Origin of the sequence: Flavobacterium sasangense DSM 21067 (genome assembly GCF_000686885.1) — a bacterium.
Classification (GTDB): domain Bacteria; phylum Bacteroidota; class Bacteroidia; order Flavobacteriales; family Flavobacteriaceae; genus Flavobacterium; species Flavobacterium sasangense.
The window spans coordinates 1-22,869 of the sequence record NZ_JMLU01000032.1 but is presented as its reverse complement, the minus strand read 5'-3'; the positions used below and the strand labels follow the sequence as shown (position 1 = coordinate 22,869).

At 30.8% G+C, this 22,869-nt stretch carries 21 protein-coding genes; 9 read left to right on the top strand and 12 right to left on the bottom strand.

What is annotated here, in order from left to right:
* The first annotated feature begins 188 nt into the window (after positions 1-188).
* From BP92_RS0112010 to BP92_RS0111955, 8 genes are all read left to right on the top strand, one after another.
* The gene (locus BP92_RS0112010; RefSeq protein WP_026726282.1) at positions 189-1,010 is read left to right on the top strand and encodes a type IV toxin-antitoxin system AbiEi family antitoxin domain-containing protein; all 822 of its coding nucleotides are present in this window, start codon (positions 189-191) and stop codon (positions 1,008-1,010) included.
* A complete protein-coding gene (locus BP92_RS0112005; protein WP_026726281.1) occupies positions 1,007-1,810 on the top strand; it encodes a nucleotidyl transferase AbiEii/AbiGii toxin family protein in 804 nt (267 codons plus the stop codon). Before BP92_RS0112010 ends, BP92_RS0112005 begins: the two co-directional genes overlap by 4 nt.
* 26 nt (positions 1,811-1,836) lie before the next feature.
* A complete protein-coding gene (locus BP92_RS0112000; RefSeq protein WP_026726280.1) occupies positions 1,837-3,384 on the top strand; it encodes a type I restriction-modification system subunit M in 1,548 nt (515 codons plus the stop codon).
* A complete protein-coding gene (locus tag BP92_RS0111995) occupies positions 3,381-4,580 on the top strand; it encodes a restriction endonuclease subunit S (protein WP_026726279.1) in 1,200 nt (399 codons plus the stop codon). Before BP92_RS0112000 ends, BP92_RS0111995 begins: the two co-directional genes overlap by 4 nt.
* A gap of 1 nt (position 4,581) precedes the next feature.
* Positions 4,582-5,748, top strand: coding sequence for an AAA family ATPase (locus BP92_RS0111990; protein ID WP_026726278.1), 1,167 nt, complete (start codon positions 4,582-4,584; stop codon positions 5,746-5,748).
* Positions 5,735-8,839, top strand: a complete 3,105-nt coding sequence (locus BP92_RS0111985) for an HsdR family type I site-specific deoxyribonuclease (RefSeq protein ID WP_026726277.1) — start codon at positions 5,735-5,737, stop codon at positions 8,837-8,839. Before BP92_RS0111990 ends, BP92_RS0111985 begins: the two co-directional genes overlap by 14 nt.
* Positions 8,840-8,930: 91 nt before the next feature.
* Complete coding sequence (locus tag BP92_RS0111980; RefSeq protein WP_150111933.1) at positions 8,931-9,971, top strand: hypothetical protein; 1,041 nt, start codon at positions 8,931-8,933, stop codon at positions 9,969-9,971.
* Positions 9,972-11,574: 1,603 nt separating this feature from the next.
* Positions 11,575-11,997 (top strand): DUF6943 family protein, encoded by a 423-nt coding sequence (locus BP92_RS0111955; RefSeq protein ID WP_026726275.1) that lies wholly within the window; start codon positions 11,575-11,577, stop codon positions 11,995-11,997.
* Positions 11,998-12,065: 68 nt separating this feature from the next.
* On the opposite strand, the gene BP92_RS17225 is transcribed toward BP92_RS0111955, so the two are convergent.
* From BP92_RS17225 to BP92_RS0111930, 5 genes are all read right to left on the bottom strand, one after another.
* A complete protein-coding gene (locus BP92_RS17225; protein ID WP_162833738.1) occupies positions 12,066-12,242 on the bottom strand; it encodes a hypothetical protein in 177 nt (58 codons plus the stop codon).
* The gene (locus BP92_RS0111945) at positions 12,229-12,444 is read right to left on the bottom strand and encodes a hypothetical protein (RefSeq protein ID WP_026726274.1); all 216 of its coding nucleotides are present in this window, start codon (positions 12,442-12,444) and stop codon (positions 12,229-12,231) included. The genes BP92_RS17225 and BP92_RS0111945 overlap by 14 nt, the downstream gene beginning before the upstream one ends.
* 3 nt (positions 12,445-12,447) lie before the next feature.
* Positions 12,448-12,849, bottom strand: a complete 402-nt coding sequence (locus BP92_RS0111940) for a DUF5675 family protein (protein WP_026726273.1) — start codon at positions 12,847-12,849, stop codon at positions 12,448-12,450.
* Positions 12,850-12,882: 33 nt separating this feature from the next.
* The gene (locus BP92_RS0111935) at positions 12,883-13,641 is read right to left on the bottom strand and encodes a hypothetical protein (RefSeq protein ID WP_026726272.1); all 759 of its coding nucleotides are present in this window, start codon (positions 13,639-13,641) and stop codon (positions 12,883-12,885) included.
* A gap of 863 nt (positions 13,642-14,504) precedes the next feature.
* Entirely contained in the window at positions 14,505-14,990 is a 486-nt protein-coding gene (locus tag BP92_RS0111930) for a thermonuclease family protein (RefSeq protein WP_026726271.1), read from the bottom strand.
* A 102-nt stretch (positions 14,991-15,092) separates the two neighbouring features.
* Here BP92_RS0111930 and BP92_RS16250 point away from each other — a divergent pair, with 102 nt between their 5' ends.
* Positions 15,093-15,896: a hypothetical protein gene (locus tag BP92_RS16250; RefSeq protein WP_051604468.1), complete on the top strand. Its 804-nt coding sequence runs from the start codon at positions 15,093-15,095 to the stop codon at positions 15,894-15,896.
* Between the two features lie 124 nt (positions 15,897-16,020).
* Here BP92_RS16250 and BP92_RS0111920 read toward each other — a convergent pair whose 3' ends face one another.
* From BP92_RS0111920 to BP92_RS16235, 7 genes are all read right to left on the bottom strand, one after another.
* The gene (locus BP92_RS0111920) at positions 16,021-16,446 is read right to left on the bottom strand and encodes a DUF6943 family protein (RefSeq protein ID WP_026726270.1); all 426 of its coding nucleotides are present in this window, start codon (positions 16,444-16,446) and stop codon (positions 16,021-16,023) included.
* A 1,311-nt stretch (positions 16,447-17,757) separates the two neighbouring features.
* Positions 17,758-18,297, bottom strand: a complete 540-nt coding sequence (locus tag BP92_RS0111915; RefSeq protein ID WP_051604467.1) for a GNAT family N-acetyltransferase — start codon at positions 18,295-18,297, stop codon at positions 17,758-17,760.
* Positions 18,287-18,445 (bottom strand): hypothetical protein, encoded by a 159-nt coding sequence (locus BP92_RS17220; RefSeq protein WP_162833737.1) that lies wholly within the window; start codon positions 18,443-18,445, stop codon positions 18,287-18,289. Before BP92_RS17220 ends, BP92_RS0111915 begins: the two co-directional genes overlap by 11 nt.
* Before the next feature lie 159 nt (positions 18,446-18,604).
* Entirely contained in the window at positions 18,605-20,044 is a 1,440-nt protein-coding gene (locus BP92_RS0111905) for a hypothetical protein (RefSeq protein ID WP_150111932.1), read from the bottom strand.
* 143 nt (positions 20,045-20,187) lie between these two features.
* Positions 20,188-21,387, bottom strand: coding sequence for a putative phage abortive infection protein (locus BP92_RS16800; RefSeq protein ID WP_084329750.1), 1,200 nt, complete (start codon positions 21,385-21,387; stop codon positions 20,188-20,190).
* Positions 21,388-21,393: 6 nt separating this feature from the next.
* Positions 21,394-22,299 carry a DUF3732 domain-containing protein gene (locus tag BP92_RS16240; RefSeq protein ID WP_051604466.1) on the bottom strand — a complete coding sequence of 302 codons (906 nt, stop codon included), beginning with the start codon at positions 22,297-22,299 and terminating at the stop codon, positions 21,394-21,396.
* 298 nt (positions 22,300-22,597) lie between these two features.
* Positions 22,598-22,869 (bottom strand): transposase (locus BP92_RS16235; protein ID WP_035693406.1); only part of this gene is annotated, 272 nt, incomplete at its 5' end.

The window sequence follows — 22,869 nt, the reverse complement described above, 5'->3', positions numbered from 1 at the left end:
ATAAACCATTTGCAAAAGACTACACATTCTGTAGTAAATCGCAAATGAGTTATAAAAATGATGTTTCGTAGTAAAATAATCAGGTTTATCCTGACAATGCTACTATAAAGAATAAATTTAAAACAAATGATACAACCTATAATTATATTTTGTATCATTGTAGTCAGGTTAATCCTGACAATAAGACTATGAAGCATAAATACATCTCAACACAGTCAAACGAACTTTTATCATACTTCAATGATAAAGGGAAAGTGTGTTTTGAGTCTAAAACAGCCTTAAAAGCGTTTCCTGATACCAAAGAAAGCACCGTTAGAGAATTATTAAGCGACATGACCAAAAGAGGCTTACTAATGCGAATAAAAGACGGTGTGTATTACATTATCCCTTACGAAGAAAATGCAGAAACCTTTATGCCCGATTGGCATATATTGGTAAAGTATTTAGTAAAAGATGCAAAGCATTACATAGGGTATTATTCTGCATTACAAATCCATAATCTAATAACACAACCATCTTTAAAAGAGCAAATTGTGGTGGCAAAACAAATCAGGCCTTCTGAAATAAAAATCAAAGACATCACTTTTCAATTTATCTATCATAACGAAAGTCACTTTTTTGGAGAAAAGAAAACATGGATTGATAATTTCAATAAAGTAAGCTGTTCTGATATTGAAAAGACAATAATAGATTGCCTTTTCAAACCCGATTACGCAGGAGGAATTGTAGAGGTAGCAAGAGCCATATACAGCACAAAAGAGAAATTAGATTATAAGAAGCTTTTAGAATACACCATAAAATTCGATTCTCAGGCAGTAGTAAAAAGATTAGGGTATATTTTAGAACTCTTTGAAATAGAAACAGAAATAATCCAAGAACTACAAAAACTAAAAACAGCATCTTATGTGGTTTTAGATACCGAATTACCTAAGACTGGTAAAAGAAATAGCCGTTGGAGTATTCAACAAAATTTAGATATAGAAACCATTAAATCAGCCATGTTCACATGATCAAACCGGGCGAAATACAAAAGAAAGCCAACCAAGTTGGAGTTCGCGACCAACAAATCGAGAAAGACTACATTTTATCCTGGATACTTTGGGGTGTAGCAAATCACGAACAACTTTCAAAAATAGTGGTATTCAAAGGAGGAACAGTATTAAAGAAAGTATATTTTGAGGACTATCGTTTCTCAGAAGATTTAGATTTTACATTGTTGAATAATGAAATAACAAACGAACAAATTTTTGATTGGTTCAAAGAAACTTTCGAAGAAATAAAGGAAGAATCCAATATTCCATTAGAAATAATTGATGATAACGAGCATGAAGATGGAGGCATCAATTTTTATATAGGTTATGTTGGTCCACTGGGTGGCTCTGGTAACAACAAAAAAGTAAAAGTAGACATCTCCAGAAGTGAAAAATTAGAGTTTGAACCAGTAGTAAAAAATGCTATTGTGGATTATTCAGATTTAGAGGATTATAAACTAGTATGCTATCCTTTGGAAGAACTATTAGTCGAAAAATTACGCTGCACCATGCAACGCACACAACCAAGAGACTACTACGACATTTGGTACTTAGTAGAAATAGAAAAAATGGAGGTAGAATATTTCACTAATGAGTTCCGAAACAAATGCACAAGTAAAGAGTTAAAACCCGAAGATTTTCATGCCAAACTAGATCAAAAATTACCACAATACAAAGCACGTTGGAAAAACTCTATGAACGACCAAATCAAAGATCTGCCAGATTTTGAAAAAGTAGAAAGAGAAGTGAGTAGAAAGATTAAAAACTTTATGGTATAACCAACGAAATAAACAAAAGAAAAATAATGACAAGCATAATTCAAAAACAAGAATTACAAAATAAAATTTGGAAAATCGCTAACGATGTAAGAGGCTCTGTGGATGGATGGGATTTCAAACACTTTGTATTGGGAGCACTTTTCTATCGATTTATCAGTGAAAATTTCACAAAATATATAGAAGGTGGTGATGATAGTATTGATTACGCTAACATATTAGACAAAGTAATAACACCAGAGATAATTGATGATGCTGTTAAAACAAAAGGATATTTCATTTACCCTAGCCAGCTTTTTGTAAATGTTGCTAAAACTGCTAATACTAATCCAAACCTCAATACAGATTTAAAAGCCATCTTTAATGCTATCGAAAGTTCTGCAAATGGGTATCCATCAGAAGAAGATATAAAAGGCTTATTTGCCGATTTTGACACTACCAGTACTCGACTTGGAAACACCGTTGAAAACAAAAACAGTCGTTTAGCTGCCGTTTTGAAAGGAGTTGAGGAGCTAAATTTTGGTAATTTTGAAGACAGTGAAATAGAACTTTTTGGTGATGCCTATGAATTTCTAATTGGCAATTATGCAGCCAATGCGGGTAAATCGGGTGGTGAGTTTTTTACACCTGTGCACGTGTCTAAGCTCATTGCTCAATTGGCAATGCACAAACAAGAAAAAGTGAATAAAATTTATGATCCGGCAGCAGGTTCAGGTTCACTGTTGTTACAAGCAAAAAAACATTTCGATAACCACATCATCGAAGAGGGTTTCTTTGGTCAAGAAATCAACCATACCACCTATAACTTGGCTCGTATGAACATGTTTTTACACAACATCAATTACGACAAGTTTAATATAGCTTTAGGCGATACGCTTCATCATCCTCATTTCATAGACGATAAACCTTTTGACGCCATTGTATCAAATCCTCCTTATTCGGTAAAATGGATTGGAGATGACGACCCAACGCTGATAAATGATGACCGTTTTGCTCCTGCAGGTGTTTTAGCTCCAAAATCGAAAGCTGATTTTGCTTTTGTATTGCATGCATTAAGTTATCTATCCAGTAAAGGAAGAGCAGCCATTGTTTGTTTTCCTGGAATTTTTTATCGTGGTGGTGCCGAACAAAAAATTAGGAAGTACTTAGTTGATAATAACTTTGTAGAAACCATTATTTCAGTAGCACCGAATTTGTTTTATGGTACTTCTATAGCGGTAACCATTTTGGTACTTTCAAAGCATAAGACCGATACTAAAACTCAATTTATTGATGCAAGTGGTGAAGATTTCTTCAAGAAAGTAACCAATAACAATATGATGACAGATGATCATATTGATATGATAATGGAGCTATTTGATAGCAAAGCAGATGTTCCTCATGTAGCCGTTTCAATCGACAATTCTAAAATCGCAGAAAACGATTATAATTTATCTGTTAGTTCTTATGTGGTAGCCAAAGACAGCCGAGAGCAAATTAACATAGTTGAATTGAATAAGGAAGTTACCAAAACAGTCAAAAAAATAGACAAGCTTCGTGCAGACATTGATGCAATCATTAAACAGATTGAAGAATGAGTTATTTAGAAAAAATATTAGACGGTGAAGTCGTAGAATGGAAAACGCTTGGACAAGTTGTGGAAATAATTAGAGGTGTTAGAATAACAAAAAATGATTTACTTTCAGATGGAGAATATCCAGTTGTCAGTGGTGGTGTGGGTTATATGGGTTACACTAACAGCTATAATAGGGAGTCAAACACAATTACAATTGCACAATATGGGTCAGCAGGTTATGTAAAATGGCAAACTGAAAAATTTTGGGCTAATGATGTTTGTTTTTGTGTAAAACCAAATACATCAATTATTTTAAATCGATATTTATATTTTTATCTTATCAACAAACAACAACACATTTATGACATATCAAATCGTACTGCAACACCATTTAGTATTGAAAGAGAAAAAATATTAAAACTTGAAATCCCAATTCCGTGTCCAAATAATCCAAAAAAATCACTTGAAATTCAACAAAAAATTGTTGGAATTCTCGATTCATTTACGGAGCTTACAGCAGAGCTTACAGCAGAGCTTACAGCAGAGCTTACAGCACGAAAAACGCAATATAGTTATTATAGAGAGAAATTGTACACGTTTGATGAAAATAAAGTTGAGTGGAAGACATTAAAAGATTTAACATCTTTGATAACAAAAGGGACAACACCAAAAAAATATATTGATACAGGAATTGCTTTTATCAAAACAGAAGCGTTCGACGGTTCAAATATTAACTCTAAAAAATTGTCATTTATTGATGAAGATACACATAATAAAGAGTTGAAAAGATCAATTTTAAAACATAATGATATTTTAATTACGATTGCAGGAGCAACAATAGGTAAATGTGCAATCGTGCCAAAAGAAATTTTGCCTGCAAACACAAATCAAGCTTTAGCAATAATTAGGCTAAATGAAGATGTAAATTTAAAATATGTATTTCATTTAATGAAATCAAATCATATGACAAAGTATATAGAATTAAATATCAAAGGTTCTGCACAACCAAATTTAAACTTACAACAATTAAATAATTTTTCTATACCATATCCTTCACCAGAAGAACAAGAACGAATAGTTTCTATTCTAGAAAAATTCGACACACTTACTAACTCAATTAGCGAAGGCTTACCAAAAGAAATAGAATTGAGAAAAAAACAATATGAGTATTACAGAGATTTGCTACTAACATTTCCGCAAGATAATTTAGTAGAATAATATGGCACAGTCATTAACAGAAATAGCACAATCGCTTATAGATGCCAATAAAAAAGTGCAACTAATCTATGCTTTCAACGGCATAGGAAAAACTCGGTTATCTCGTGAATACAGGCTTTTAGTTGCACCTAAAAATGTTGACGAAGAGGATGATGTAGAAACAGGCATCAAAGTGCTTTATTATAATGCTTTCACAGAAGATTTATTCTTTTGGGATAATGATTTAGACGCTGATGTTCAACGAAAAATTACAATCAGACCAAATGGTTTTACAAATTTAGCCCTTAATTTCTTAAGAGATCAAGGTTTAGATGTAAACATAATTTCAAATTTTCAGCACTATACAAGTCCTTTTATAACACCTAGATTTAGTCCAGATTTTTCTGAAGTAACATTTTCGATAGAAAGCGGTAGTGACAACAGTATTGAAAATATAAAAATCTCGAAAGGAGAAGAAAGTAATTTTATTTGGTGCGTATTTTACAGTCTGTTAGAACAAATTGTTGAAATTAAAAATACGCTTCCAGAAAATCGTCCTAACAACCCGTTCAATAATTTAGAATACGTTTTTATTGACGACCCTATAAGTTCTTTAGATGATAATCATTTGATAGAATTAGCTGTTAATTTGGCTGAACTTATCAAGAAATCAACAGGTTTGAAATTTGTTGTTTCAACACATAATGCACTATTTTATAATGTACTTTTCAACGAAGTCGGCAACAAAGCTTGTTATATGTTAAAAAAATTAGATGATGGTACATATAATCTTAAGCCATTAAACGGCGATTCAAATAAAAGCTTCTCTTATCACTTATACTTGAAGAACACAATTGAAGAAGCTATCACTTCAAATTCTGTCGAAAAGTATCATTTTATGTTATTAAGAAACTTATATGAGAAAACTGCAAATTTTTTAGGTTATCCTGAATGGAAAAGATTATTACCAGAAGATAGACAACTATATTACAATAGAATAATTCAATTTACAAGTCATTCAACTTTATCAAATGAAGCAGTACCTGATCCTACAGAACCAGAAAAGCAAACTGTAAGGTTGTTATTAGAACATTTGGTTAATAGTAAATATTGGCAAGAAGAAATAGCAACTGCAGAACCAGCATTAGCAAATGTATCATCAACACAAGAAGTAAATGACACAATTTAAAACCATAGCAGAATCGAACAATTTTATTGTTTTAGATAAATATACCAAGTATTCAGAGGTAAATGAACCACCTACGGTTTATCAAACGGAGGCGGCTCTTGAAACAGAATTTATCCAAGATTTAATCAATCAAGGCTATGAAAATCCAAACCTAAACACTACACAAACTCTATTAGCTAATGCAAGAGTGCAATTGCAAGCACTCAACAGCATGGAGTTTTCAGATAGCGAATGGACCCGTTTTTTAGAAGAATACTTAGATAAGCCAAGCGATAACTTGATTGAAAAAACCCGAAAAATTCATGAGAATTATATCTACGATTTTGTTTTTGACGATGGACATATCCAAAATATTTATCTGGTAGATAAAAAAAATATAGCTCGTAATAAAGTACAGGTTATTAAACAGTTTGAACAAAAAGGAACGCATGCCAATCGTTATGATGTGACCATTTTAGTCAACGGCTTGCCTTTAGTTCAAGTAGAATTAAAAAAACGAGGTGTAGCCATTCGTGAAGCATTTAACCAGGTACATCGCTATACCAAGGAGAGTTTAAATAGTTCTAATTCTCTCTTTAAGTACTTGCAAATTTTTGTGATTTCCAATGGTACGGACAGCCGCTATTTTGCTAACACTGTAGAACGAAACAAAAACAGTTTCGACTTTACCATGAACTGGGCAAAAGCCGACAATACACTGATTAAAGATCTTAAAGATTTTACGACAACATTTTTTGAAAAACGCACGTTGTTAAACGTATTGCTAACCTATTCAGTTTTTGATACAAGTGATACCTTGCTTATTATGCGACCGTATCAAATTGCAGCTACTGAAAGAATGTTATGGAAAATTCAAAGTTCATTTCAAGCTAAAATTTGGTCTAAAGTAGAAAGCGGTGGCTATATTTGGCACACAACTGGTTCCGGAAAAACATTGACAAGTTTTAAAGCGGCTCGTTTGGCCACTGAATTAGATTTCATTGATAAAGTATTCTTTGTAGTGGACCGTAAAGATTTGGACTTTCAAACCATGAAAGAATACCAACGTTTTTCACCGGATAGTGTTAACGGTTCAGATAGTACAGCAGGATTAAAGAGGAACTTAGAGAAAGACGATAATAAAATTATTGTCACCACTATTCAAAAGCTCAACAATCTTATGAAAACGGAGAGTGATTTGGCTATTTATGAAAAACAAGTAGTTTTCATTTTTGATGAAGCACATCGTTCTCAGTTTGGAGAAGCTCAAAAAAACCTTAATAAGAAGTTCAAAAAATTCTACCAATTTGGATTTACAGGTACTCCAATTTTTCCTCAAAATGCTTTAGGTGCTGAAACTACAGCTAGTGTATTTGGTCGTGAGTTACATTCTTATGTAATAACAGATGCGATTAGAGATGAAAAAGTATTGAAATTCAAAGTAGATTACAATGATGTTCGTCCACAATTTAAAAGCATAGAAACAGAGATTGATGAAAAGAAATTAACGGCTGCAGAAAATAAAAGAGCATTTTTACATCCTGCACGTATTAAAGAAGTTTCGCAATACATTCATAAGAATTTTAGAATTAAAACGCATAGAAATCAAGGTACCAACAAAGGTTTTAATGCCATGTTTGCAGTGAGTAGTGTTGATGCAGCCAAATGTTATTACGAAGAATTAAATCGCCTACAAAAAGAAAGTGAAAAACCATTAAGAATAGTAACGATATTCTCTTATGCTGCCAATGAAGAGCAAAGTGCTATTGGTGAAATTGTCGATGAAAATTTTGAACCAACTGCATTGGATAGTAGTGCCAAGGAATTTTTAACAGCTGCTATAAACGACTACAATGCTATGTTTAAAACTAGTTTTGGTGTTGAAAGTAAAGAGTTTCAAAACTATTACCGGGATCTTGCAAAACGTGTAAAAAATAAAGAAATAGACTTGATAATTGTAGTTGGTATGTTTCTTACAGGTTTTGATGCTCCAACATTGAATACCTTATTTGTAGACAAGAACCTGCGTTATCATGGTTTAATGCAAGCTTTTTCTCGTACTAATCGTATTTATGATGCTACAAAAACCTTTGGAAACATCATTACTTTCAGAGATTTAGAAACAGCTACTGTAGATGCCATAACGTTGTTTGGTGATAAAAACACTAAAAACGTAGTACTTGAAAAAAGCTACAAAGAATATTTAGAAGGTTTTACAGACATTGCAACAGGACATGCACGTAGAGGTTTCATAGAGGTAGTAAATGACTTAAATGGAAAGTTCCCGAATCCCGATGAAATTGTAACTGAAAAAGACAAAAAAGAATTCTCAAAATTATTTGGAGAGTATTTACGAGTAGAAAACATCCTGCAGAATTATGATGAGTTCACCAATTTAAAAGCTTTTCAAACAATTGATATAAATGATGCTCAAGCAATCCAGGAATTTAAAGAAACTTACTTTGTATCAGACAACGATATTGCAGTAATGCAAGAGATAAGTTTATTACCTGAACGAACGATTCAAGATTATCGCTCCACCTATAATGATATTCGTGAATGGTTAAGACGAGAAAAAAGTGGCAAAGAAGCTGAAGAATCGAATATTGATTGGGATGATGTAGTTTTTGAAATAGACTTATTAAAATCACAAGAAATTAATCTTGATTATATCCTTGAATTAATTTTTGAGCATAATAAAAAGAATAAGGATAAAGCTACTTTAATTGAAGAAATCCGTAGAGTAATTCGTGCAAGTATTGGTAACAGAGCTAAAGAAAGTTTAGTGGTAGATTTCATAAATGAAACAGATTTGGAAATCATTCAAGACAAAGCTAATGTGATAGATTCATTCTTCAAATATGCTCAAGATAAGCAGAAAAAAGAAGCTTCAGAATTAATTACAGATGAAAATTTAAATGAAGAAGAAGCAAAAAGATACATTGCTAACTCATTAAAACGAGAATTTGCCACTGATACTGGAACAGAACTGAATGCCCTATTACCGAAAATGAGTCCTTTAAATCCTCAGTATTTGACTAAAAAGAAAAGTGTTTACCAGAAAATTGTTGAATTTGTGGAGAAATTTAAAGGTGTTGGAGGGCAGATATAAAAGTTATTTTACAACATCGGAGGGATAACAGGTTATGTCAAACAAAACAATCTTTACTTTAGAATCTAGAGAAAATTTTTATTTGGAAGTTATGAAAGAAAATTTCAAACTTTCCGATAAGCAAATGTATGAGGCTATTCAGCAAGCTTTTAATCATTTCATTGAAAATTTACATTCAAAAAAGAGAATAGAGTACAAAGATTTAAGGAATGCATTAACACCCAATATCAACAAAAAAGAAATCGCTCTTGTTTTTGATAGTTCAAAAGTAAAATCCGCTTGGTATGGTTATGAAGTTTTTGACAAAGTAATTCCAATATTTGATAAAAAGACAAAACATAGTATTCTTTCAGGGGATTTAATCATTGATCAAAATTTTCACTATTGGAAAGATGTTTTTTTTGAGGAATTAATATCAGAAAAGAATACAAATTTCTTAAACATAAATGACTGCTATATAGTTTATATTAATAATCTTTCAAACACTTTTTTTAATAAATTTCATCATCAATTAAGTTACTATGAACCATATGTTGGATTTCTTGATACAACTACTCAGACGAATCTTAAAACAATGTTGTCATTCATTTTATGTAAAGTAGCCATTGTAAACAATAAAGAAGTAATTCTTCCTTATGAAGATGAGGACTGGGAAACAAATGAAAATACCCAAGGATTACCTTTTGACAGCAATAACTTTTCAATCAAAAGTATTCCAAGTCTTTACTATGATTTGTTTTTATCTTATAAAATTGAACGTGAGGATTTAAAAGGATATAGTTTAGACACTCAAATTGCTTTAAATGCCATAACACCCATTGTTACCGATTTAGAAAAACTCAATATTGAAATTGAAGAGCAAAAGTTTGATTATCTTATAACTACAAAAGGTGGTAAACTCAAAAAAGCACAATTAGAAAACTATACAATCAAAGATTTTGAAAAATTAATAAAAGAAAAAATAAAAGATAACTACATTTATGAAATGTCAGAGTTAAGAGAATATAAAGTAATTAAATTTAATGTGATTATTGAATTAGAGGTTCTATATTCAAAAGAAAAAGTCAAATGTCAAATAACACTTCATTATCAACCAGAAGAAAACAAATTAAAATTGATTACATTTTTTTAGTACTTTCGAAATAGGAATCTAGAAAGTATCCTAGCAATCCCAGCAAATTTAAAAATTCATTATCTCATTCAGACTGCACAAAAACCGTCTTTAGTCCAAGTATTCCTAAAGCCAGTTATTTGTTTGCTTCATTTCGCTAATTTCATTTTTAATCACAAGAATACTTTTTCGTTTAGTGGTAAATGAAGTTTTAGTTTCCAATTGCCACTCCTTCCCAACGCTCCAAAAAAATTACTGTCATGGTTTTTGTCCCAACGCACATCAAGCACTTTGCCTAATGGCTAGAACGTTTTGTTTATTATTTAAAATCCAATAAGCCATTAGTCAAAGAGCTTGTCCATCGCACAAAACAAAAACACGTACGCTTCGCAACTCATGCCAATAATTTTTTCTCCAAAGCTTAGTTACATAATGTGGCATTATAGGGCAATAAAGAAAAGAGTGCTCCAAAACAAGATGGTGCATTGCCCTATAATAACATTATGTAAAAAAGCCGCTCACCCCACGCTCAAAAGCCCCGCTCCAGCCACACATTTTTGGCAGCTTTCCTCGCACCACCCAGCTACCAAAAACACGTGGCTTCGCGGGTCTTACTTCGTGTTTTCATAAGAACGTTTCTGCTTAAAAAGAAATTTATCACTTCGTAGGAAATTCATCAATTGTTTTTATCAGCTGTGTGTTTAAAGCGGTAGTGTTTGCATTATCTTTTGAAGGTGCTTCCCATCTACGAAACAACTGTACACTATAATCTGAATACTGAACACTTTCAAGCACCCTCAAAAGATAAAATTGCCCAGCAATAGTATGTTTTTTTGATTTGTCAGAACATGAAGTAGCAATTGCTTTCCGGTTGCTGATGCTTTAAGAGCTTCTAAGAAAAATACATAAAACTTCAAGTCTTTCAATTTAAACATAAGTCAAGCATCAGCACCCAAAAAAGCAATCAGAAAGTGAGTGCAAACAAATCAAAAAACCATACACTTGCTTTCGCTACTGCCAACGCACTCGGTAGTATTTGCATTGTTTTTTTGAGGTGCTTCCCATCTCCGAAACAACTGAACACTAATTTCTGCATACTGAGCACTTCCAGGCACCACAAAAAATCAAACAGTGCAGCAAGAGTTTCAAATTTCGGTTCTGGATAAAAAGCATTTTAATCGATTTTGGTTTTTTCATCCAGCCCCAAAATTTGAAACCCTTGCAAGACGACCCGTCTCCGAAACAAAAAAAATCCGACTTCCAAAGAAAAATCCTGCTCCGAAATAAAAAAAATAAAATAAAAAAAAAGAGAGCAAAAGTAAGTTCCGGGTTTACAAAAAAGCAAGTTCAAGCCCTGCGGGTTTTTTAAAAAATCTCCACCACCTATGCGTTTTCAAAACAACTTTTCTGCCAAGCAACAAATTCCGTCTTCCAAAGGACGAATTAGGGTGGTAGTATTTTTTAAAAAAAACTTGCTTTTTTGAAACCCTCCACTAGACGAATGGCTTTCTTTTTTTTCTTTTTTTCTTTTGAAAAATTTTAATGGGCGAAGCGTAGTGAAGCAATCCAGTATTTCAGATGAAAATAAGAGCAAAAGAGAAGCTAATATTTAAAATCGGAAGCCATGTTAAACTATATTATTAAAACCCATCAGAAAGGAACGTTTTACCCACAACCACATCTATTTATTCTAAACAAAGGGTTAAATAGTGGAAAACCTCAAAAAGAACCATTTACAAACAGCTTTGTTATTATCTTTAAAAATGATGAAGATTTAGAAAATGTATATTTCATTGCTTATAGTCTATGGAAAACAAAGTTTTGGCATCAATATTTAGTAGGTTCAGTAATTCCATTTTTAAGGTTACCTGATTTCAAAAAAGAATTTTTCCCAAAATCTAAAGCATTAATGGCAGAACATGAAGAGCATGTAAAACACGTTGAAGCTTTGAAAATTTTAGAACAAAAAGAAAATCAATTTCATCAAAACATCAATCTAATTAACGATATGCGTAGGGTAATTTTATACCGCTATTGCAATAAATAAATAAAGCCTGGTCTTACGACTAGGCTTCATTTTATTTAACCCAAAGGTCACCACAACTAGGGCTAAACTTATTTTTTGTGCTTCCTGTTAAGGCTTTTAAGCAGTAACGAAATTGTAAAACTAACAATTGCTCCAACGGTAGCTAAGATAACCGTTTTGGCAATATCTTCAGATTGAATATTCGGAACAATACTTAAAAATGTGCCTCCAGCTGTACCCATTAAAGTATGGTTATTCGCTGTCATTCGTTGTGGTCAACTGACTTGCAGCTGTCAAAACTCCACCAGCTACTGCAACATATCCACCAATAGTAATAACAATTGTGGGCAAAGCAACTGGAGCAGCCAAAATAGTTCCACCAACAGCAGCCAAAGTCAAACCAACAGTTCGAAGCACTTTAAAAAACTTTGGTATAGGAGCTGAAACTCGATTCAATATCTTTTTCATGATTTATAATTTAGAAATAATTAATAATTCAACAACTTCTTGTCTGTCTAAGATTTTATAAACTAAAGTTTTAAGCTTCTCAAAAGCTTTTCTTGATAGTAAACCTAAACCTGGTCCAGAAAGCTTAGTAACGGGAGCGATACAACCATTTAATTCTTTCATAGCATTATTAGCAGGATGAAATAAAATCAAACTTCTATTTTCAACATCTACCACTTCTAAATGCCATCTAAATTTCTTACTATATCGCTTTCTAATAAAATATTTCCCTTCCGGAATACAGGAAACTCTCTTTCGGTTCATTCTCCAAGGCAATTCAATTGTATGACAAATCAATTTACCTTCGCATTCGAGTTTACCATTGGTTCCTTCAGGGAAATAAGTTCTAGTTAATAAAAGTACCATTACTGAATACTGTCAACTGTGACTGAATACTGATTATACACCGCTATCAACTTTTGCAATCGATAATGGGTTAAAAGCACCATTTTTCAATGGATACATTTGCCCATTAATCTGTTGATAAAACTCAACACCTAAAGCCAAAAACAAAGGTTTTGTACTAGCTGGTGTAACCGCATTCACTTGATTAATTGGAGCAGTAGCAGTTCCGTCCCATGGCAAAATTGCCGTTTCCGAGGTAGCAACTACATACGTTTCAGCTTCAAAATCAATTTCAGCTCCACCAGAAATGATTTTATAGTGAGTAGTTCCACTAGGAGCAGCAATCATATTCGCAGGAATAAAAGATGCCAAATCCACTTTAATTTCACCTGCTGCTCTATCAATAGTCGCCACAAACGGAGCAAACAAAGTGGTTCCAAGCTTACCACGAATATTGAATTCAAAACCAAATAACAATTCAGCTTCTCCATCAATCACGTTTCGCAAACCTCTATCACTAGTTGTATCTGCTTGGATAACTTTAACCATCGCTTGCGTTAATCTACTAACCATTCTACCATCAGCAGAATTTAAAAGTAATGGTCGTAAAGCGGTTCTAAGCATTTTTCCTGCCTTTCCTGCTCTACCAAACTCGGAGCCATTCTCACGAGTTCTTTGAAACGCAGGATCACTCGCAATTCTGCTCGCATCAATTCCACCTTTTTCTCTCGCTAAGTGACCATCTTGCGTTTTGTAAAAAGTAATATCTCCGATAGTACCTTTCAATTTAATTATGCCTTTCTGTCTAGCCATAACTTCAAAATTTTGTTAAACATTCATCTAAAATCTCCTTCATTCTTTCAATCAGTTGCAACCACATTTTGAATGATTAAAGCAAAGTTTACAATACATTTCAATAAAGAAAAAGTCACAAGCGTACCATATGTCCAAAATCGACACAAGTGTCTTAAATGAACATAAAAACACAATAAATAAGTATGATAAATTTTAACTAAATTGCAAAAGATTTTCTGCACGTCAGAAGTATAGCATAGCTATATCAAAAGTATGGATAAAGTATGAAATTGAATAATCAGAGGGTTTGCATCTATCCAAAGGACATACAACGAATAACAGGCAAGAGTTATCGTCAAAGTACTAGATTGATGCAAAAGATAAAAAAAGACCTCAATAAGCTCGAAAATGAGTTTCTTACGATTGAAGAGTTCTGTAAATATAGTGGCATAAAATATGAACAAGTAACTCACTTGATTTTTGGTTAAAGTAGGGGTAATAGAAGAACAAATTTTAATCAAGAACAGTATTAATAAGCACTTAAATAACTAGTTCAATTATTAGCCTTGATGCTTTAATATTCAAATAAATATCCTTATATTTGACTACTTTGAATTTAGAATAATAGTAGCCTTATAAAAGAGGTGTCAGTCAAGGTGTCACTTAAATAATATGCTTTGCGAAGTGTTGATTTTATTGGTGACTTTTGTAGCAGACAAATCCCTCTTTCTCCGCAGAATTAAAACCCTAACGATTGATTATCAATTAGTTAGGGTTTTTTATTTGCATAATATCCCCACATTATCCCCACAATAGTATAGTTTTATACAGGAAATAAAGTAGTTTTAAAATACATTTGATCTAAACCTCTAATAAAAAATCTACCAATTAAGTGAATATGAAAATAATCCTTTTACTTCGTTTCTAGCATTTAAATTTAATATTTGATAGTTTGTGAGTTCTTTACAATAAAATCGATTATACGGCTTTGCATAGCCTTCAGCTACCATTTTTTCATTTAGACAAGTACCGTCTTCTAAAAATACATATGCTAAAGTTCTACCATAGACATCTAAAATATTATTTTCTTCCAGTGCTATTGAAATATTTGTTTTTGGTGGTGCAATTTCCATAAGGTAGTTTAAGGATTTTCTACCTAATTCAATTAAAAAATGAGCAGCTAAATGTGTTTCTCTCTCATCCTGATATAACTTTTTACAAAGCTTTAGCTCTGGTGCATCTATTCCTAAAAATCTAATTTCAATTAATTTTTTATCAAAAATATTTTCAATAATCAATCCATCACCATCAACAACTTGGACTATCCTAAATCTATTTTTAATCTTGTTATGGTAAATTGTGTTCATTTGGTTTAAATTGTGTTATTTAACTTATTGTATATCAATTATTTATGTAATATTTTTACAATATTATAAAAGTTTTATATCAATTCAAAAAATTAAGAAAAAATGGCTAAACAGAAAGGACATATAAAATATGTCGGCACACTCGGAGAAGTTAGACACTTCAAAATCAAAGGTAACGATGGTTACTTTGCAGGATTAAAAGGCGGACCATCTGCCGAACAAATTAAAACCGCACCTGGCTTTATTCGTACTCGTGAAAATATGAGTGAATTTGGAGCTTGTGCGAATGCTGGTAAATCAGTAAGAGTTGGTTTATCATCATTGATGAAACAAATGGCAGACAATCAATTGACAGGTCGATTAACTGCAATTATGAAAAAGATCAATATTGAAGATGGTTCTGAAGCTCGTGGTCAAAGAGCTGTATTAGTTTCACAACAACCACAATATTTGAAAGGTTTAGATTTTAATCGTAACATTTCATTTAATGGTGTTTTTTCAGCTCCTTACACATTAACTCCTAATGTAGATAGAAATGAAAGTGTTTTAACTATTCCTTCATTTAATCCTGCTAATTTTATTAGTGTTCCATCCGGTGCAACACATTTTAGAATTATCAATGCAATTTCAGTTATTGCAGATTTCGTATTTAATCCAACTACTGGAGCTTACGAACCTGCTGACACTGATTTAAATGAACTTTCAAACATTGCTTATTCAGCTTACACTCCTGTCGATGTAGCTACTACTCCATTAACAGTAACTGCAACGTTACCAAATGCTCCAACAATGAATACAAATGTAACTGCAATTGGAAGCATTGGAATTGAGTTTTACCAACAAGTTGGCTCAAACTATTATTTGTTTAATGCAGGAAACGCAATGAAAATACAAGATTTATTCTAGTAGATTTCAAATTCAAAATTAAGCCCTTTCTTTCGATTGGGCTTTTTTTATTCTCAAATTATAGATTTTCTATATAATGGTAACTTATGTATTAAATATCTATGAAATAAGTATTAAATATCCATTACTCTAAAACTTTGCAATATCTGTTGATAATTACATTTCGAATATCATTGACTAACTTCAAATTATTAACAAAATGTATCTCCTGTTCTTCAAGTAGTTTTAGTGCTGCAATGTTTTTTTGGTGGTTCTCAAACTCTTCAAGCATTGTTTTAACTCTTGAACTAAATTCTTTTTTAAAATCAAATAATCTTAAAAACGGAATTACGGAACCAATTAGGAATTGATGCCAAAATTTAGCTTTCCATAAGCTGTAAGCTACAAAATAGATATTTTCAAGGTCTTCTTGATTGTCAAAAATAACAACAAAGCTATTTGTAAAAGGTTCTTTCTGTGGTTTCCCGCTATTTAAGCCTTTATTTAACAGATATAAGCAAGGTTTATTGTACTTGGTATCTTTCCTGTGGGTTTTAATAATAAAGTTCATTACATCGGATTTAAAAGATTAGATTTCTCTTTTCCTTTATGCTTCCTATGAAAAGCAGGATAGCTCCGCTACGCTTCGCCCTTAAAACTTTTCAAAAGAAAAAAAAAAAAAAAGAAAGCTATTCGTCCAAGTGGAAGGTTTCAAAAAAGCAAGTTTTTCAGAAAAAATACTACCTGATATATCATCGGAAATGTAGTTGTCAAAATCAAAATAAAACGTCTTGCGAAACGTTATAGGTGGAGATTTTTTCTGAAACCCGTAGGGCTTGAACTTGCTTTTTTGAATACCTGCAACTTATCTTTGCTTCCTTTTTTTATTTTTTTGGTTTTGTTTCCGATTTAAAATAATTGTCTTTTGAAATCAGATTTAAAAAATGTTGATTAAAGCACTAGTCGTCTTGAAAGGGTATCAAATTTTAGGGCATTTTAAAAAACCAAAAATCAATATAAACGCTTTTTGAAATGAACTGAAATTTGATACTCTTTCTTCTCTATTTGATTTTTGAGGATGCCTGATTGTTCTGGCGAAATGAGTTTATTTCATTGTAGCTAAATGTTATTCGGAAACGTTATGGCATCTTCAAAAAACAATGAAAACACATTCGTAGTGTCCGATGGCAGAAGCTCGAAGTAAGGGTATTCTTTTTTATTTGCTTATTGGGATGTTCTGATTGGTTTTCTTGGCTGCTTGATGCCAACACGCAAATAGAAAGATAAAACTTGAATGTTACTACAATTATTGTTTTGAAAACGCTAGGTATCAAGCAGACGGAAAGCCAATGACTTGGGGTTTTGTGGCAAATAAAAAAGAATACTCTTACTGGCACTATTGGGATTGTGGGTATAGAAAATTGCTTTAACCAAAAAAACAATAAACACAAAAAGCAATTTTTATACTTACAATGTCAATATGAAAATACTTCCTATTTCTTTTTATTCGGTTCGATTGTCTGCGTAAGTTCGGTTTCGGAAGAAGTTATGCGGAAAGATAGATATTGTATTTAACGTAAACGTGATGCGGAGGTTTACAATTGCTAGTAACGGCTGGCTTTGCGTCAGTTGGGGATAAAAGAGCAGTAAACTTTCTGATACACTAAAGAGAACAAAAACAAGACAGAGATTCTGTTTAGCAACATAGCCCCAATTGCGCAAAACCTCCGTTACTAGCAGTTGTTTCTGTTTATCCCAATATTCACACAAAGTATATTTTGTTATTTTTTTTAATTAACGAAATGAAGCAAACAAAGAACTGACTTTAGGAATACTTGGACTAAAGGCAGTTTTTGTGCAGATGAATGAGGTAATTAAAGTTTTATGAAATACTTTCTAAATTAAAATACATTAGCCTTGTGTCTGACTTTTTGTCCTTGCTTGATAGGTATTTGAAACCCATTTTTTCATAGAATTTTAGAGAATCTCTATAAGCATCAACCGTGATAAATTTACAACCTGTTTTGTTTTTGTTTGTAAAGAGACCTTTAGTAAAGTTTATTATTTTTCTACCATAACCGCCACCATTCTGACTATCAATATGAACTGCTAGTCTCCCAATTTTAACAGCTGGATAGCTCTTGTAATGGCTTTTTTCTTTAGGTAAAAACACACCTACTCTAGCTGCAAATTTTTCTATACTGCCATCTAAATCTGTGTGGGAAATTTTATCGTTCAGATAATTAAAGTATGCTATGGTTTTTTCGTTATCATGAATTAGGTATGTAACGGCCATCAAATCTTTAGAGTAGTTTTTGGCATCATCAAAAAGAAAGCCGTTCAAATCTGTGTCTCCACAATCGAACGGCAATATTACTGTATCAGGCTCAAGCCTAATTAATTTAATAGTATTAGATTCCAAATTGAGCTAAACTTATTAGCAATTCGTAATCTTCTTTGATTTCTTCCTTCTCTTCTTTTGATACTTTCTTAACTTCTTTGTTTTCTTTTACAAATGTATCAGCATCTTTACCACAAAGAAAAGGTGTTTCTTTAATAGGTTTTGCCATAGTATTTTGTTTTAGTTAATAATTGAAAGCTTTTGCAAATGTATAAAAAATATAACATCTTCGACAAATATATATAAATCTATATGATTTTATTATTTAGCTTTACTATTATTAAACGTATAATATCTATATTAAGTTTCAAATGAAATGTTAAATGTTTTAAACCTTGTTATTTAAAAAGAAATCATTTACTACTTCTTTCAGTTTTTTATTCTTCATTTCAATAGCTTTTTCTTTCACATCATTACCTACAAAGTATTCTACTTTATAACGTTTTGAAGTGTTTTTTAAATGATTTAATCGTTCTAATGCTTCATCTGTAAAACCACTTATAGACCAATATTCAAAAACAATATTTTTTTCTTTATATGGTTCTATTGACTTAATATAATTAAAAAAAGCAGGTATTTTCTCTTGTATCCAAATATCTATTATATCTATACCTATTTGACCTTTTGTTGCTTTACATTCTGATATAACAATCTTATCAGCATAAACACTAACTACATCTGTTTCATGTTTACCATTATCATCAACTATTTCTTTACCTAAATCTAATGATTGACATTTTGTTGAATGAATATGACCTACAACAAACTCAAATAATGTACCTTTAATGTTGTTGGCTAATCCTTCATTATATTTTTTAAGTTGTTTTATTAAATCTAAATATTTTTCAGGAGTTTGTTTTAAACTTGCCCCAGCATTATTTAATAAATTTACCAATTCAATTATAGTTTTAGCGTATTTTTCGCCAAATAATTCATCAATAAAGCCAATAACAATACCCTTATTTTTTAAAAATTTTAAAGCGTTTTTATCTAAATTATCTACAATTAGAAAAGGTATCAATTTAGATGATTTTTCGAATTTGCCTATAGTCTCTAATTTATCAATAAAAAACTTTACATCGTTTTCATAAATTGGGTGACCTATCAAAATATCAGCGACTACAAAACCATTTTTATTTCCTTGCATTAAACCTGAAACATAAGATACTCCTTTAAAACCAAATCTGAATTTACCATGCTCTGCAAAAAACTCTCCTGTTTTATAAGATATTAAACCAATGTTTTTAGATAATGATTTGAAGTTATCTAATATAGTGTCCTTAATACATTCAATTGCAGAATAATGAGCATAGTTTGTAAATGACTTTTCATACTTTGGCGAAAGTAAATAACAATCTTCATTAAATAATAATATGCCTTGTGCTACAAATCTTTGAAGTATTTCATTAAATGGAATATGACTTTTTAATGGAATTATAGGATAATTAGTATAACACTCTAAGTATCTTCGGCTGATAATACCGCCACACATTTTTAAAGCGTTTAGTACATACCAATATTTTTTTCCATTGTTGAATAATGATTCTTGAAATAAATCGAAAAAATCAACATTGTCTTTGTGTTCTTCAAGAAAACAAAAATGTTGACCACTTTTATAAAATCCCGTAATTCTTTTGATTGACTTATCACGAATAATAGTTTTACTCGCTGTATTAGCAATCAAACCATATTGACTAACAAGTATTGCTCCAAGCTCACCAGACATCAATGGTCCAGACTGTTTTAGTATTATTTCACAATTTGTCATATGACGCTATATATAAAAAACTCTTTAGAGTTTTTTGAAACAAAACATTTTTTTTTGATTTAGCCAAGTAAATAGGTTTAATATTTTTTTGAAACTTTAGTTTTAACTGCAAATATTGCTGTTTTTGGTGTCACATTAGTTTTTTATTGCTCAAAATCACCCCATTCAAATAACTCTCCTTCACCCTCTTTAATTGAATTTATAAACACACTAAAATGTGTTCTAGGGTCTTCTGCATATTTAACTTTATTAATAGGTAAATTATGAAGCATTCTATATTTTGTCAAATAACCTTCATTTTCCCAATCAGCACCAAAACCTATGATATAATTGTAATAAAGCATAAGTTGTTCATCATTTGACATTTGAGACCTCAATATTTTTAAATATTCTCTTGATTGCTTGTAATTATAAAGTCCTTCTTTTTCTTTGTTTACGATGTATTTAACGGTACTATATAAATGTCTATAATAATGACCTAATCTATTTTCGTGACCAGAAAAAGGTAAATATTTTATATAAAGTTTAATTTCTTTTCCTTCAAGTCCACTTATAATATTTTTTACTCCCGATGAATTTTTATGTAAATCTCTAATTTTATTTAATTCTATTCTGAAATTTTCAATTATTAATTTATCAATATATTTTGAAGAAACAATTTCTGATTTTGAACCAAAAAAGAAAAATCGATATGCTAATTCTAATAAATGTTGTTTCGCTATATTAGTTTGCCATTGATTATCGTAATATTCTAAAATTTCATAACAAGTTACTAATTCAGTTATCATAGTAACAAATACTTTTCTGCCTTCTGTAACCCTAGTAACTGTAGTTATAGTTTCCGTTTTACTAATTATATTATTTGAATTATCTTTTTGTATTGAAGCCTCAATAGATGGCTCATAACCATTTATACGCATTTCATTTATGTTTTCTTTATGAAGTCTTAACATTTCATAGAATTGACTTTCAAATTGTTGAATTTTGAATTGATTTTTAATATCATCGTTTGCAATCTTTTGAATATAAAATGCAATAAAAGTTAGTACAGCTCCAGCAAGAGCAATAAATGGATTCATAATACCTCCAATAGTATCTCCTGTTTGACCAGTTTCAGCGTCAAATTCTATTGAATTACCTATATCGGTATCAGTATAGAAATACGGTGTAAGAAAAGAAACGATTATTAAAATTACACTTATTACAATTAATGGAGTAATGATATAGTTTTTATTTACTCGTTTAAAATAATTATCTATAACATTTTTAAAGCTTAACATTGATAAAAGCAGAAAAACAAATATTATTAAAATACAAGTTAGTAATATGTTGTATGTACTCATAAAACCCTAATTATTAAGTTTTATAAATCCATCCTTTTTATCTCTCCACCTAGCTCTTACTAAATCCTTGTCAAAATCTGCATTTGTTAATTTTAATTTATCTGCATGATCGGTTATGATTATTTGAGGTTCAATTCCTGTTTCTAATAAAGTATAACTACAAAACTCAACCAATTTATCAAAAAGATTAGTGACTGCATTTATGTCATCATCATATTTAGTTTCTTCATTTGATATTTTTTTTAACTTTTTCCCATCAAAAACTTCGTCATTATCAATTTCAGTTGGAAAATAAACTTGACTAGGCTGGTCTAAAAATAATATTGTAGGAATTAAAGATTTATCCTTTAAACTAGACGAATAATATAATAAACTAGTAAAAAGTGCCACATGGCTTGAAAGCCAATTAGCTCCACTACCCATAGACCTTAAATAAACCTTTTTATCAGGAATTCCTTTTATTAATGTCTGTTGATACAATTCAAATGTCTTTGAATCAAATTTTAAATTTAAATTATCTTTATATATTTCTTCAAATTCCAACTCTTTACCAATTCTATTCATTTGTTGATTAATTTGACGCTCTGCTAAATTTAATTTATTATCAACATTATAATCTGTTTTCAAGTTTTGCTCAATAATTGAAATAGAATCTTGTAAATTTTTAATTTTAGTTTCAATTTCTGTCAAACTATTTGTTTTAATTGTCTCTAAGAAAGCTTCTATTTGTATAATTACTTTGGTAGCTTGATATTCTATGCTTTTATTTTTTTCAAGTGAAGTAATAACTTTATCTAATACGTTTAGTTCATTTTTAATCAAATTGGCTTCAACCATTAATTTTTTCAGTTTTACTTCGTATTCTTTTTTATTACTAACAAAAGATTCAATAGTATATTGTGATTTATCCATTTCACTATTAAACCATTCAATAGCATCTTTAAGTTTGTTTTGTTTATCAATTAACTTAATATTTGTATTTCCACAAAAAATACATTCACAATTACTTAAACTAGATTCATTTGCATGAGATATATTTGATTTTTGTTCGATGAATTCTTTTGCATAAATAATTGAAACATCTATTTCACTAATGATATTTTGAATTTTTCTAATATCTGAAACAATCTTATTATATCTGGTCTGTAAATCATTTTTCTTCTTTATGTTTTGGTTTGAAAAATCATTACTTATAACCCGTTGGGTGAAATTAAATTAATTGATTTTTGATTTTATTTATTGGTCTATCAAAGATAAATTTATTGATATATTGAACTAGAGTTAATGCTGTTATTTTGGCTAGAATTCGAGTTTTAAATCCCTCAAAAGTTTTAGCATAATTTCTTCTAATTAAAAATTGGTCACACAGTTGCGAGAATAAAGTTTCAATTCTTTTTCTTGCTTTTCTGAAAACATACGGCTGTGGTTTATAATTCACTTGATTCATTCTTTTTGGCGTTTCCAATTTAATATTTGCTGATT